Source organism: Curtobacterium sp. MCBD17_019, assembly GCF_003234555.1.
In the GTDB taxonomy this organism is placed as follows: domain Bacteria; phylum Actinomycetota; class Actinomycetes; order Actinomycetales; family Microbacteriaceae; genus Curtobacterium.
This window is the reverse complement of sequence record NZ_QKTT01000008.1, coordinates 19,732-32,793: the sequence shown is the minus strand read 5'-3', so window position 1 is coordinate 32,793 and position 13,062 is coordinate 19,732. Positions and strand designations below refer to the sequence as shown.

At 71.8% G+C, this 13,062-nt stretch carries 13 protein-coding genes; 6 read left to right on the top strand and 7 right to left on the bottom strand.

Going from position 1 to position 13,062, the window contains the following annotated elements:
• The first annotated feature begins 45 nt into the window (after positions 1 to 45).
• The 4 genes from DEI82_RS09115 (at position 46) to DEI82_RS09100 (ending at position 3,609) form a co-directional block, all read left to right on the top strand.
• Complete coding sequence (locus DEI82_RS09115) at positions 46 to 1,455, top strand: ferric reductase-like transmembrane domain-containing protein (protein WP_146242875.1); 1,410 nt, start codon at positions 46 to 48, stop codon at positions 1,453 to 1,455.
• A gap of 13 nt (positions 1,456 to 1,468) precedes the next feature.
• On the top strand, positions 1,469 to 1,951 hold the full coding sequence (locus tag DEI82_RS09110) for an FMN-binding protein (RefSeq protein ID WP_111036634.1): 483 nt from the start codon (positions 1,469 to 1,471) through the stop codon (positions 1,949 to 1,951).
• Complete coding sequence (locus tag DEI82_RS09105) at positions 1,948 to 2,793, top strand: FAD:protein FMN transferase (RefSeq protein ID WP_111036579.1); 846 nt, start codon at positions 1,948 to 1,950, stop codon at positions 2,791 to 2,793. Before DEI82_RS09110 ends, DEI82_RS09105 begins: the two co-directional genes overlap by 4 nt.
• A 255-nt stretch (positions 2,794 to 3,048) precedes the next feature.
• On the top strand, positions 3,049 to 3,609 hold the full coding sequence (locus tag DEI82_RS09100; RefSeq protein WP_111036578.1) for a hypothetical protein: 561 nt from the start codon (positions 3,049 to 3,051) through the stop codon (positions 3,607 to 3,609).
• A gap of 22 nt (positions 3,610 to 3,631) precedes the next feature.
• Here DEI82_RS09100 and DEI82_RS09095 read toward each other — a convergent pair whose 3' ends face one another.
• Entirely contained in the window at positions 3,632 to 4,393 is a 762-nt protein-coding gene (locus tag DEI82_RS09095) for an SDR family NAD(P)-dependent oxidoreductase (protein WP_111036577.1), read from the bottom strand.
• Between the two features lie 75 nt (positions 4,394 to 4,468).
• Here DEI82_RS09095 and DEI82_RS09090 point away from each other — a divergent pair, with 75 nt between their 5' ends.
• Complete coding sequence (locus DEI82_RS09090) at positions 4,469 to 5,059, top strand: TetR family transcriptional regulator (RefSeq protein ID WP_220037254.1); 591 nt, start codon at positions 4,469 to 4,471, stop codon at positions 5,057 to 5,059.
• 84 nt (positions 5,060 to 5,143) lie between these two features.
• Here DEI82_RS09090 and DEI82_RS09085 read toward each other — a convergent pair whose 3' ends face one another.
• From DEI82_RS09085 to DEI82_RS09065, 5 genes are all read right to left on the bottom strand, one after another.
• The gene (locus DEI82_RS09085) at positions 5,144 to 6,061 is read right to left on the bottom strand and encodes an ROK family protein (RefSeq protein WP_181435164.1); all 918 of its coding nucleotides are present in this window, start codon (positions 6,059 to 6,061) and stop codon (positions 5,144 to 5,146) included.
• 5 nt (positions 6,062 to 6,066) lie between these two features.
• Positions 6,067 to 7,104: an SIS domain-containing protein gene (locus tag DEI82_RS09080; protein WP_111036574.1), complete on the bottom strand. Its 1,038-nt coding sequence runs from the start codon at positions 7,102 to 7,104 to the stop codon at positions 6,067 to 6,069.
• A 139-nt stretch (positions 7,105 to 7,243) separates the two neighbouring features.
• Positions 7,244 to 8,146, bottom strand: coding sequence for a carbohydrate ABC transporter permease (locus DEI82_RS09075; protein ID WP_111013425.1), 903 nt, complete (start codon positions 8,144 to 8,146; stop codon positions 7,244 to 7,246).
• A 2-nt stretch (positions 8,147 to 8,148) separates the two neighbouring features.
• Positions 8,149 to 9,111: a carbohydrate ABC transporter permease gene (locus DEI82_RS09070; protein ID WP_111036573.1), complete on the bottom strand. Its 963-nt coding sequence runs from the start codon at positions 9,109 to 9,111 to the stop codon at positions 8,149 to 8,151.
• Positions 9,108 to 10,430 carry an extracellular solute-binding protein gene (locus tag DEI82_RS09065; protein ID WP_146242874.1) on the bottom strand — a complete coding sequence of 441 codons (1,323 nt, stop codon included), beginning with the start codon at positions 10,428 to 10,430 and terminating at the stop codon, positions 9,108 to 9,110. The genes DEI82_RS09070 and DEI82_RS09065 overlap by 4 nt, the downstream gene beginning before the upstream one ends.
• 154 nt (positions 10,431 to 10,584) lie before the next feature.
• On the opposite strand from DEI82_RS09065, the gene DEI82_RS09060 reads away from it, so the two are divergent.
• Entirely contained in the window at positions 10,585 to 11,412 is an 828-nt protein-coding gene (locus DEI82_RS09060) for a DeoR/GlpR family DNA-binding transcription regulator (protein ID WP_111036571.1), read from the top strand.
• Here DEI82_RS09060 and DEI82_RS09055 read toward each other — a convergent pair.
• A complete protein-coding gene (locus tag DEI82_RS09055; protein WP_111036570.1) occupies positions 11,409 to 12,965 on the bottom strand; it encodes an amino acid permease in 1,557 nt (518 codons plus the stop codon). The genes DEI82_RS09060 and DEI82_RS09055 overlap by 4 nt on opposite strands.
• Between the last annotated feature and the right edge of the window lie 97 nt (positions 12,966 to 13,062).

Here is a 13,062-nt window from a genome sequence, read left to right as displayed (position 1 = left end):
ACGACCACCGGCAGGGCGCTGGCGTCGCAGCGGATCGGAGACCCCATGGCGATCGGGACGGTTGGGCGGGCAGCGCCCACACGGCGCCCCACCGAGCGGCAGCTCCGCCGGCGGCACCGGACGCGCCAGGTCACCGTCGACCTGCTCGTCGTCGCGGTGTGGGTGTCGGCCGCCATGGCGCTCGCGCTCTGGCTCACGGCGGTCCCGGTGCGGTGGGACGGCATCGGTGTCGTCGTCACCGACCTCGGGATCGCGGCTGGCCTCGTCGGGACCGACCTCGTGCTCGTGATGATCGTGCTCGCGGCCCGCATCCCGTGGATCGACCGCGTGGTGGGACACGACAGCGCGATGGCCGTGCACCGGTCCCTCGGCAAGCCGTCCCTGTACCTGTTGCTGGCCCACGCGGTGCTGCTCGTCGTCGGGTACGCGCTCGAGGCGCACGTCGATGTCCTCGCCGAGGGGTGGACGCTCGTCACCACGTACGACGTCTTCCTCTCGCTGCTCGCGATCCTGGCGATGATCGCGGTGGTCGTGACGAGCGTCGTCGCGGTCCGACGGTACCTGCCGTACGAGGGCTGGCACGCCGTCCACCTCCTCAGCTACGTCGCGGTGCTCATCGCTCTGCCACACCAGCTGTCGCTCGGCGGCATGCTCGCGCACGGCTCGTGGCAGCGCACGTACTGGATCCTCCTGTACGCGACGGCGATCGGCGCGATCGGCTGGTTCCGGTTCACCCTGCCCGCGATCCGGAGCGTCCGGCACCGCATGGTGGTCGAGCACGTCGAGCGCATCGCGCCCGACGTCGTGTCGCTCTGGATCCGCGGACGTCGGCTCGACCGACTCGGGGCGCGCGGCGGACAGTTCCTCATCTGGCGGTTCTGGTCCGGCGAGACCTGGTGGCACGCCCATCCGCTGTCGCTGTCGGCGGCTCCGTCGAGCACGCGGCTGCGGATCACCGTCCGGTCCCTCGGTGCCGGGAGCGGTCGACTCGCGACGCTCCCGCCCGGAACGCGCGTGTCGTTCGCCGGACCGTACGGTGTCTTCACCGACCGTGTCCGGGCAGGCGACCGGATCGCCGTCGCTGCCTCCGGCATCGGCGTCACCCCGATCCGCGCGTTCCTCGACCACCTCGACGTGCCCCGGGGCGCCGTGACGATCCTCCTCCGCGCCCGGAGCGAGCGCGAGACGTACCTGTGGGACGAGGTGTTCCAGTGGGCGACCGACCACGGCGCCCGCGTGTACACGAGCATCGGACCGCGTGGCCCGGGTTCCAACGGGTGGCTCGCGGCCGCTGACACGGCGCGCGGGGTCAGTGCGGGCACCGTCTGGCCGGGCATCGCGGACAGCGACCTGTACATCTGCGGACCGGACGGCTGGTCGGACCTCGTCGAGGCGGACGCCCGACGCGCGGGTCTGCCCGCGGACCGGCTGCACCGCGAACGATTCGACTGGTGAGGAGAGGGTGGTCATGAGGAAACGGGCACTCATCGGCGGGGTCCTCGCGTCGGTCGCCGTGGTCCTGGGGTCCTGGGAGGTCGGGCAGCCACACACGACGACCACCACGACCACCCCGGCGGCCAGTGGCGACGACGGCGGTTCGTCGTCCGGCTCGTCGTCGTCCGGTTCGTCGTCGTCCGGCTCGACGTCGTCCGGCTCGACGAGCACGGCGACGTTCACCGACGGGACCTTCACCGGCTCCACGGTGTCGACCCAGTACGGCGACGTCCAGGTGCAGGTCACGGTGTCGGGCGGCAAGATCACGGCCGTGACACCCCTCCACCTCACCGACGCCGAGCAGCGCTCCGTCATGATCAGTGAGCAGGCGGCACCGCTCCTCGAGGACGAGGTCCTCAGTGCCCAGTCCGCCGACGTCGACACCATCAGCGGCGCGACCTACACGAGCGACGCGTACCTGCAGTCACTGCAGGCGGCGCTCGACGAGGCGCGATGACGTCGATCGGGTCGGTGACACCGACCGGGGACGGCGCCGGCGTCAGACGCATCGACGCGCCCGACGGCGTGCGACTCGTCGTGCCGACGATGGGCACGATGGCGTCGATCCGGGTCGACGGACCCCGCGGCGACACCCGCGGCCTGGAGGGCCGGATCACCGCCGTCGTCGACCGGCTCGACCGCGAGTTCAGTCGCTGGGACCCACGCTCCCCGGCGAGCGCCGTCGCCCACGGCCGACTCCGCCTCGGCGACACGAGCGCGGAGCACCGAGCCGTGTACGCGCTCGCGATCGACTGGCGGAACCGCTCGGGAGGCGCGTTCGATCCCCATCGACCCGACGGCACCGTGGACCTCGCGGGCATCGTGAAGGCGCTCGCGATCGAGCGGGTCGGCGCCGTGCTCGACGACCTCGACGCCGTGGGGTGGGTGTGCAACATCGGTGGTGACGTCCTCGTCGCCGGCACGACCATGACCGGGCGCCCCTGGACCGCGGGGATCGTCGACCCCGCCGACCGATCGTCGCTCATCCGTCGCGTGCGGCTCCTCGCCCGGCACCGCGCCGTCGCGACCTCGGGGACCGCGGAGCGTGGCGCACACATCTGGTCTCCGCTCGGCGACCAGTCGACGAGCGAGCGGTTCGTCCAGGCGAGCGTGGTCGCGGCCGACATCGTGACCGCGGACGTCCTCGCCACGGCCGTGATGGCCGGTGGTGCGACCGCCGCCGCGCTCGCCGCGTCCGAGCACGGGTGCGTGGTCCTCGCGGTGCGGCCCGACGGCACGACCGCGACGTGGGGGCTCGACCGACAGCTGCAGACCCGGCGCGGTGCCCACGCCGCCTAAGGGGGTACCGGGCGCGAGCACCGCGCGGGCGTCGCTTCCGCTGAAGGAGGGGCGACGGGAACGATCCTGTTCGTCCCGGACCAAGGAACCGCCAAGGAACCGAGCGACGCCCGTTCCGGCAGTTCGTGCTCTCGGAGCGGACGCACCGAGCCGTCATACGGGTGCCACAGGCGGGAGCGGTGTCATCGATCCAAGCGCTTCGCGGCGCTGCACACGCCCGGAGGTCCGGGAGCACCACGATCAGGAAGACCAGCCATGACGAGCACGAACGACACGGACCGACGCCCCGACTGGGAGCACACGCCCGCTCCCGGGGTGGACCAGCGCCCGGCGCCCGATCCGATGCCCCGGGGGCCCGGCGGGGAGCGGCGTGGCGGCGTCCCGGGATGGAGCGAGGTGCCGTCGGTGCGCGTGCCGCCCGTGATGTTGCCGCCGACCGCGGTCAGGTCGTCGCGGCGCTGGTTCTGGCCGGCCGTCGTCGCTGCGGTCGCGGTCGTGGCCCTGTTCGTCGGTGGCGTCGGCGGGTACGTCATCGGGCATCGGTCGTCCGGCACGACGACGCAGCAGTTCCCGAGCGGCGGGACCGGCGGGTACGGCTCGCCGGGTGGTGGGACGGGGGAGTTCCCGGGCGGAACCGGGTCGGGTAGCGGCTCGGGCACCGGCACCGGCACCGGCACCGGCACCGGCAGCGGCACCGGCACCGGCACCGGCAGCGGCACCGGAACCGGAACCGGAACCGGAACCGGCACGGGCGCGGGCACCAGCACCGGAACCGGAACGGGTGCCGACGCCGGTGACGCCGGCACGTCCTCCTGACCGCGCCGGCGGCCGCCTCGGGTCAGACGACCGACCAGCCGCCGTCGCTCGGCAGGACCGCGCCGTTCACGTTCGCGGCGTCGTCGCTGAGCAGCCAGGTGATCGCAGCCGCGAGCCGCTCCGCCTCGGCGGGCTGGGGCACGGTGACCTGCATGATCGGTCCGATACGCCCGGCGGCGAAGTCCGATCGCATCGGGGCCTCGATGTTCGTCATGACCGCTCCGGGCGCGACGGCGTTCGCCCGGACGCCGCTCGGGCCGTAGAAGAACGCGACGCTCTTGGTGAGGCCGACGACGGCGTGCTTCGACGTCGTGTAGGCGACGCCGGCGGCCGAACCGCGGAACGCCGCCTCCGATGCCACGTTGACGATCGAGCCCGCGCCGGCGGGGATCATGAGCCCGAGCACCGCGCGCGTCAGACGCATGGGCCCCGTCACGTTGACGCCCATGACGCGGTCCCACGTCGCGTCGTCGACCTCGGCCGGCGGCAGGAACGCGTCCATGATGCCGGCGACGTTCGCCAGGCCGTGCACGGATCCGTCGGCGGCCGCGATGACGGCGTCGATCGTCGGGGCCTGCGCCACGTCGCCGACCACGGTGACGACGTCGTGCCCGGCCAGCTCGCCGCGCAGGGCGTCGAGTCGGTCGGCGACGACGTCGGTGGCGACGACGCGGGCGCCCTCCTGCACCAGCCGGGTGGCGGTGGCCCGGCCGATGCCGGAACCGGCGCCGGTCACGATGACGGTCCTCCCGTCGAATCGTCCCGGGGTGATGGTCTGCGTCATGATTGCTCCTCGTCGAACACGGGCCGCGGGTCGGCCCGGAAGCAGTTATAGCACCCAGTGCCAAAAGGAGGCCCGGTGGCAGCAGCGAGAACGGGCCGTCCCGTCGAGGTGGACCCCGACCGCGTCGCCGAGGTCGCGCTCCGGCTGTTCGCCGAGCGCGGCTTCGATGCGGTGACCATGGACGACGTCGCGGTGGCGGCTGGCGTCAGTCGGCGCACCCTCTTCCGGGTGTTCCGGACCAAGGACGACCTCGTCTGGGGCGGGACCGCCGAGGCGGCCGACCGGATCGCCGCCGAGCTCGCCGCGCTGCCGGACAGGGCCGACCCCTACGAGGCGATGCGGACGGCGTACGTGGCCGCGCTCACCTTCCCGTCCTCGCTCATCCCCGTGACGCGGGCGCGACTGCGTCTCATCGCGGACCACGAGCGATTGTCGGCCGGTGCGGTGACCCGGCTCGGCGCGGGCCGTGACCTCGTCGTCGGGGAGCTGCGCCGGCGGCTCGGACCGGACGCGTCGCCGCTGCTCCTCGAGGTCCGTACCAGCGCGATCGCCGCCGCGGTGTTCGCCGCGATGACCTTCTGGGCCCGGCAGGACGGCGGCGATCCCGCGACCGTCGTGGACCGCGCCCTCGCCGGTCTCGTCCGGGACTGGTCGGCGGACGACTGAGGTCCGACCGGACCCGGACGTGACCACCGGCCGACAGCGTCGGTCAGCAGTCCGTCGGCGTCCTCGGTCAGCAGTCCGTCGGCGTCAGATCGCGGCGAGCAACGCCGCACCGACCGCCCCACCGTCGTCGTCGAGCGCGGTCGCGCGGAGGTCGAGGTCGAGGCCGTGCAGCGCCACGGCTCGGACGGTCCGGACGGTCGCGTCGCGGTAGGCGTCGAGGAACCGCGCACCACCGCCGCCGATGACGACGCGCGTGGGTCGGAGGACCGTCACGAGGGTGCGGAGACCGAGCCCGACGCGCTGTCCGTACCGGTCGAACACGGCCTGCGCCGTCGGGACCCCGTCGAGCGCCGCCGCCGCCAGTCGGTCGAGCCCGCCGACGTCCTCGACGCCGGCCAGCCGCTGGAGCGCCCAACGCGATGCCGTCTGCTCCCAACACCGCGTCCGTCCGCAGTAACACGGAGCCGGCTCCTCGTCGGGCACGTCGAGGTGTCCCGCCTCGGGTTGGAACCCGTCCGCTCCGAGCACGGGTGACCCGTGCCGGACGACGGCCACGCCGATACCGGTCCCGATCGTCACGTGGAGCAGGTCGGCCGCCCCACGGCCCGCACCGACGGTCGCTTCCGCGACCGCGGCGGCAACCGCGTCGCTCTCGACGACGCAGGGTGCACCGCTGGCCGCGGTGACGAGCGGGGCGAGCGCGATGTCCGAGAACCCGGGCAGCGTGTGCGGGTTGCGGACGATGCCGTCCGCGTCGACGGGGCCGGAGGCGCCGATCCCGACGCCCGAGATCGTCGCGGGCCCGACCTGCCCGCCGGCACCCGCGGTGACGACGGCGATCCCGTCGGCGAGGAACGCCGTGGCGGCACCCGCGTCGACCGCGACCGGCGTGCGCACGGTGTGCCGTGCGACCACGACGCCCTCTGCGTCGATCGCGGCGAACCGGGTCCCGGTGCCGCCGATGTCGATGCCGACGCGGACGGAGGCGGGGAGGTCGGGCACGGCGCTCACAGTGCCGTGGTCACCTTGGAGCCGTACGCGAACGCTCCGGGGACCACCCCTGCCGCGCGCGCGAACGCGACGGCGAGGAACTCGGCGACGACCGCGCCCGTGACGAGTCCCTCGACCGGGCCGCTGCGCGGAGCGGGGACCGCGGTCGCGCCGTCCACCGCGCTGGTCCCGACGGTGAGCACGCGAGCCCCCGTGGCCACGAGGTCCGCGCCGAGCCGCTGGAGCGCGACGCCGCCCTCGGACTCGTCGACCCCGTAGAGCACGGTCGTCAGTCCCGGCCCGGCGAGTTCGAACGGCCCGTGCCGGAACTGCCCGCCGACGTGGCCCTCCGCGGCCACCTTCGAGGACTCCTTCGTGATGAGACCGCTGAGGAGCGCGGTCGCGGCGTCGTCGCCCCGGCCGACCATGGCCACACGGCGCCCGGGTTCGGCGACCGTCGCGCGGGCGAACCCGCCGAGGTCGACCCGCGACAGCATGTCCTCGACGGTGTCGGCGATCCTCGTCAGGTCGTCGGCGAGTCCCGCCGTGTCGCCACCGCCGAGTGCGAGCGCGACCGCGCGCTGCACGGCCAGCGTGTTGACGTAGCTCTTCGTGCTCACGGTCGCCTCGGGTCCGCTGTTCAGCGCCAGGTGGACGTCGGCACGGACGGCGAGCGGACTCGTGGCGTCGTCCGCGATCCCGACGACCGCGCCCGGCCTGATCGATCCAGCGCCGATGCGGTCGAGCAGCTCGACGACCTCGCCGCTCGCCCCGGACTGCGAGGTCGCGACGACGAGGGTCGACGGGGTCACGAGCTCGGGGGTGTCGAGCAGCTGTCCGGTGTCGACGCTCCATGCGGGCACGCCGGCCGCGACGAGTGCGCGCCACGTGGGGATGCCGGCGAAGTGCGACGAACCCATACCGGTGAGCACGACGCGGTCCCACGGTCGGTCGGTGACGCGCTCGATGCCGGCGGCGGGTCCGGCGGCGGCGAGGCGCCGCAAGGCCGCGGGCTGTTCCAGGATGTCGGCTTCGAAGGGGGTGATCTCGGTCATGTGGAGCTTCCTGATCGTGCCGCGGCGGCGCGCGGCGGTGGGGACCGGGCCGGCGAGGGGGGACGGCGACCCGGGGTCGGAAGGGGGACGGGCCTCCCGGACGACCGCCGGCGGGCCGGGGTCGGGCAGGCGCGGTCCGCTACTTGACGGCGCCCTGCGTCGCGCCGGCAGTGAAGTACCGCTGGCCGGCGAGGAACACGGCGAGCACCGGGATGATGAACAGCGTCGACGCCGCCAGGAGCAGGTTGTAGGCGGTGAAGTGCTGGCTCTGGTACTGCTGCAGTCCGAGCGAGAGCGTGTCGAGCGAGGCGTCGTTGAGGAAGATGAGCGGGCCGACGAACGCCGTCCAGCTGCTCAACGCCGTCATGATCGTGATGGTCACGAGCACCGGTCGGGCGAGCGGCATGAGGATCTGCACGAGGATGCGGAAGCTGCCCGCACCGTCGACCTTCGCGGCCTCGACGATCTCGCCGGGGATCTGCTGCAGGAACTGGCGGAGCAGGAAGATCGCGAGGGCCGAGGAGAACGCCGGCGTGACGAACTGCGCGGCGAACGGCGGCAGGAGGAGCGGGGCGAGCGTCCCGATCATCCCGAGCTGCTTGAAGATGAGGTACCAGGGCACCATGATCGCCGGGAACGGCAGCATCATGCTGAACAGCACGACGCCGAACACGGGCGCCTTGGCACGCCACTGCAAGACGGCGAACGCGTACGCCGCGGGAACGCACGCCAGGAGTGTCCCGATCACCGTGACGACGGTCACGACGGCGCTGTTGCGCAGGTACGTCCAGAAGTCGATGGACGTGATCGCGTCGGCGAAGTTGCCCGGGTGCCACGTGTGCGGGAGCAGCTGCGGGGGACTGGCCGTGACGCTCGTGGTGTCCTTGAACGCGCCGGTGACCATCCACAGGACCGGGATCAGGAACAGGATCGCGAGCACGATCCCCGCGGTGAGTCGTGCGCCGGACGTGAACCGGCGGGACGTCCGGGAGGCCCGGGGTGCGGCCGTCGGTCGGGGCGCGACGAGGAGGTCGGTTGCCATGGTCAGCGCTCCAGACGACGGTTGATGGCGAAGAATACGACGATCACGAGGCTCGAGGCGAGGAGCAGCAGCACGCTCATCGCGGCTGCGCTTCCCATCCGGAGGAACGTGAACGCCTGCTGGTAGAGATAGACCGCGTACGTCAGCGTGGACTGTCCGGGGGCGCCGAGGTCCGACGGGTTGACGACGAACGCCTGCTCGAAGAACTGGAAGTAGAACAGCGTGGCGATGACGACGTTGTAGAGCAGCACGGGCCGCAGGGTCGGGAACACGACGCTCCAGAACGTTCGGAACCGTCCGGCTCCGTCGAGCGAGGCCGCTTCGAGCACGTCCTCGGGCACCTCGTGCAGCGCGGCGACGAACGTGATCATGACCTGGCCGACCGAGCCCCAGAGCACCATCATGACGAGCCCGAGCTTCGCGTGGGCCGGGTCGCTGAGCCACCCGATCGGAGCGAGTCCGACGGCGCGGAGACCCGCGTCGAGGAGTCCGTACTCGGGGTTGAGGATGAAGGTCCAGACGATCCCCGTCGCGACCGGCGGGACCACGGCGGGCATGAACACGACGGCGCGCAGCACGGTGTTCGTGCGGCCCTGCTCCGCCAGGAGCACCGCCGAGCCGAGGCCCATGGCCGTGCCGGCGACGACCCCGATGACGGTCATGTACAGCGTGTTCGTGACCGACTTGATGAACACCGGGTCGTGGAACAGCGTCGTGTAGTTCTGCAGGCCCACCCACTCCGGGCTCGAGAACAGGTCGTACCGCGTGAAGCTCCAGTACACCGCGAGCACGGTCGGCAGGGCGACGAGGACGACCGTGCCGACGAACCAGGGTGCGAGGTACCAGACCACGCGGCGTCCGTCGCTGTGGATGCCGCGGCGGCGACGGGCCCGCGCGGGAGCGGGGACGCGCTGCCCGGCCACCTCGGACTCGGGACGTGGGGCGATGGAGGCGATGCCGCTCACCGTCCCGTCACCGCCTCGAGCGCTGCCGTCGCGCTCTGGCCGTTGAGGAGCGCGTTGTCCTGCGCCTCGCAGAGCTGCGTGCCGTAGTTCGAGCTCGTCGCGGTCTGGGTCCAGCTCCGTGCGTTGGCGCTCTTCGCGATGCCGATGTACTTCGCGAACTGCGGGTCGGACGCGAGCGCGAACGACGGCGTGTCCTTGAGCTGCGGGATGTTGCCGACGGTGTCCGAGAAGCTGGCGGTCTCCGACGCGTTCGTCGTCTCCCACTTGATGAAGTCGAACGCGGCCTTCGGGTGCTCCGCGCCGGTCGGGATCACCTGGGCGTTCGCGTCGACGTACGTGCTGCCGGCGCGGGACGGCGCGGTCGAGGAGGCGGGCAGCGGCACGACCCGGAGGTCACCGGCAGCTGCGGACCGGTTGTCCGAGGCGTACTGGACGGACCAGGGGCCGTCGAACATCATCGCCAGCTTGCCGGACTCGAGCGGGTCGCCGCTCGTGAGGTACGAGCCTGCGCTCGAGATGAAGTTCTGCACGTTCGCGACTCCGTAGCGCTTGAAGAACGACTGCTCCCACGTCAGGGCCGCGACGTTCGCGGCGCGCGTCGGCGTCGCGGTGCCGCCGGACGACGTCCAGCCGCCGCCGAACGCGTAGCCGTAGGAGATGAGGGGACAGGTCTGGCCCTGGTCGGGGCCCGGGTAGGTCGGCAGGAATCCCATCTGCGTGATCGTGCCGTCCGCGTTCCGCTCGGTGAGCTTCGCGGCGTCGGTGGCGAGTTCCTGGAGCGTCGTCGGCGGCTTCGTGATCCCGGCCTCCGCCAGCAGCTTCGTGTTGTAGATGAGGCCGGAGGTGAACACCTGGAACGGGAGACCGTAGGTCTTGCCGTTCGAGGTCATCGCGCGCATCGCGCTGGGGATGTACGTGCTCGTGTCGAGGCCGGAGGCCCTGATGTACCGGTCCAGTGGCTGCAGGGCGCCGGCCGCGGCCCACCCGCCGAGCGGCAGCGAGTTGCCCAGGTCGACGATGTCGGGCGCGTCCCCACCGGTGATCGACGCGAGGATCTTCGCGTTGTTCGTCACGGGGGTCTCGGTGATCTCGACGCGCGGATGCAGCGACTCGTACCGCTCGATGAGTCGGTCGAGGACGGCCTGCTCGTGTCCACCGCCCCACTGCTGGTACATGGTCAGGTGGATGCGGCCGTCCGACGCGTCGGACGACGACGCACCGCTGCTGCATGCGGTGAGCGCGAGCAGGCCGATGGCCGCGGAGGCCACCGACGCCGCCAGTCGGCGCCTCGGCGGGGTGGTTCGGGGACTGGAACGCATCGGGGTCTCCTCGTCGATGACCGTGGGAACGAACACATGTAGAGTTCGAATGAACAAGTAACGGAAACATAGCGTTCCGTGATCGAACAGCACAACCGTTGAAACACACTGTTCACATGTTCGATCTCGGTCTCGACCTCGATAGAGTGCGAGCGTGAAGAGCGGGAGCGGGAGCGGGAGCGGGAGCGGCAGCGTCCGCGGCGGTGCATCGAAGGAGCAGCGCCACGGGGCGATCCTCGAGGTGCTGCGCCGAGACGGCCGACTCGACGTGGCGGCCCTCGGCGCACTGCTCTCCGTGACGGAGATGACGGTCCGGCGCGACCTCGACGAACTCGCCGCGGAAGGGCTCGTCAAGCGCGTCCGCGGCGGTGCGACCCTCCCCGTCGGGAGCGGCTACGAGCCGCCGTTCGCGGCACGCGCGAAGACCAACGTCGAGGTCAAACGAGCGATCGCCGCGCGGGTCGCGGGGCTCGTCGCGGACGGAGACACGGTCCTCCTGGACGGGGGCTCGACGGGCCTCGCCGTCGCCGAGGCGCTCGCGGACCGGGTCGTCACCGTGTGTCCGCTCTCCCTGCGGATCGCGGCGCAGCTCGCGTCCTCGCCGACCGTGCGGCTCCGGATGCCGGGCGGCGCGGTGCGGCACGGCGAGCAGTCGTTCATCGGCCCCGACACGCTCGACTACCTCGGCCTCCACCGCTTCGACCACTTCGTCATGACGGCGAGCGCGGTGTCGTTCGAGGCGGGGTTCATGGAGTGGGACCCGGACGACGCCGCGGTGAAGCGCAAGGGGTGTGCCGTCAGCGACGCCGTGATCGCAGCGGCCGACTCGAGCAAGTTCGGCCGGACCGGGTTCGCCGTGATCGGACCGGTCGACGTCGCCGACACGGTCGTGACCGACGACCGCCTCGGCCGGGAGGACCGGGACCGGCTCGCGCAGGCCGGTCCCGTCGTGGAACTGGTCGCCGCGGCCGCTGCCGGCTAGGAGCGGTCCTCGCGGCGGCGGACCTGTGCCCGCGGGTCGCGTCCCGTGACCGGGTACGGACCGGTGACGCCCTCCCGGAGCGACGCGATGCGGAGGATCCGGTCGCGCTGGAGGAACCACCCGACCACGAGCAGCGGGATGATCACCACGAGCGACGCGATCGTGAGCGTGCCGATCGGCCAGTCGATCGCCATGAGCACGAGCACGGACACCAGGAACGCGAGCGTCAGCCAGGACGTCACCGGGGCGCCGGGGAGCCGGAAGGTCGGCTCCTTCGCCAGGCCCTGCTTGGCCCAGACCCGGAGTCGCATCTGGCAGAGCATGATCGTGCCCCACGCGGTGACGATCCCGAGCGCCGACACGTTGAGGACGATCTCGAACGCCTGGCTCGGCACGAACAGGTTGAGCACGACACCGGCGAGCGTGAAGCAGGCCGTGAGCAGGATGCCCGCGAACGGCACCCCGCCCTTCGACATCTTCGTCGTCCACTTCGGCGCGGAGCCGTTCATGCCCATCGAGTGCAGCGCCCGGCCCGTGGAGTACAGCCCTGCGTTCAGAGACGACAGCGCTGCGGTGAGCACGACGAAGTTCATGACGGATCCGACGACGTGCCCGACCTGCGGGTTGCCGATGGACGAGAAGAACGTGACGAAGGGGCTGACGCCCTCCTCGTAGGACGTGTACGGCAGGAGCAGCGACAGCAGGATGATCGAGCCGACGTAGAACACCGCGATCCGGAGCACGACCGAGTTGATCGCCCGGGGGATCACCTTCTCGGTGTCCTGCGTCTCGCCGGACGCCGTGCCGACGAGCTCGATCGCAGCGTAGGCGAACACGACGCCCTGCACGACGAGCACCGCGGGCAGGAGCCCGGTCGGGAACAGCCCGCCGTGGTCGCCCCAGATCGAGAAGCCGGTGTGGACGCTCGCGCCGCCGGTCTGCACCGGGAACGCGAAGAACAGCCAGATGAGTGCGATCACGAGGAACGCCACGAGCGCAGCGACCTTGATGAGCGCGAACCAGAACTCGAGTTCGCCGAACACCTTGACCGCCACGAGGTTCGCGGCGAGCACGACGAGCAGGGCCACCAGGGCGAGCGCCCACTGCGGGATCGCGCGCGTGCCCGCCCAGTAGTGCAGGTACAGGGCGACGGCGGTGGTGTCGACGATCGACGTCATGGCCCAGTTGAGGAAGTACATCCACCCGGCCGCGTACGCGAACTTCTCGCCGTAGAACTCGCGCGCGTACGAGATGAACGAGCCGGACGACGGACGGTGCAGCACGAGCTCGCCGAGCGCGCGGAGGATGAAGAACGCGAAGATCCCCGCGATCAGGTAGACGACCGCCAGCGCGGGTCCGGCGGAGTGCAGCCGTCCGCCGGCGCCGAGGAACAGACCCGTGCCGATCGCTCCGCCGATGGCGATCATCTGGAGCTGCCGGGGCTTCAGGCCGTGCTGGAACCCCTCCTGCTCGTGGGCGAAGTCGTTGCCGGACGCCCGTCCGGTGTCGTTCGCTGGTGGCCGTCCGGTGTCGCTGTGGTCCTGCGCGGTCATCCCGCCACCGTACCGACGAGCTGCCGGACGTGCTCCCGGACCAGGGGGGCAGCGACGGTTGCGCGACGGTCGTCGTCCAGCCGTCGCCACGTGTCAG

Excerpts from the sequence above, each read along its gene's own strand:
- DEI82_RS09075 (WP_111013425.1), bottom strand. The coding sequence starts at position 8,146 with ATGGCAACCGACCTCCTCGTCGCGCCCCGACCGACGGCCGCACCCCGG.
- DEI82_RS09095 (WP_111036577.1), bottom strand. The coding sequence starts at position 4,393 with ATGACGCAGACCATCACCCCGGGACGATTCGACGGGAGGACCGTCATC.
- DEI82_RS09110 (WP_111036634.1), top strand. The coding sequence starts at position 1,469 with ATGAGGAAACGGGCACTCATCGGCGGGGTCCTCGCGTCGGTCGCCGTG.
- DEI82_RS09100 (WP_111036578.1), top strand. The coding sequence starts at position 3,049 with ATGACGAGCACGAACGACACGGACCGACGCCCCGACTGGGAGCACACG.
- DEI82_RS09115 (WP_146242875.1), top strand. The coding sequence starts at position 46 with ATGGCGATCGGGACGGTTGGGCGGGCAGCGCCCACACGGCGCCCCACC.
- DEI82_RS09080 (WP_111036574.1), bottom strand. The coding sequence starts at position 7,104 with ATGACCGAGATCACCCCCTTCGAAGCCGACATCCTGGAACAGCCCGCG.
- DEI82_RS09055 (WP_111036570.1), bottom strand. The coding sequence starts at position 12,965 with ATGACCGCGCAGGACCACAGCGACACCGGACGGCCACCAGCGAACGAC.
- DEI82_RS09105 (WP_111036579.1), top strand. The coding sequence starts at position 1,948 with ATGACGTCGATCGGGTCGGTGACACCGACCGGGGACGGCGCCGGCGTC.
- DEI82_RS09065 (WP_146242874.1), bottom strand. The coding sequence starts at position 10,430 with ATGCGTTCCAGTCCCCGAACCACCCCGCCGAGGCGCCGACTGGCGGCG.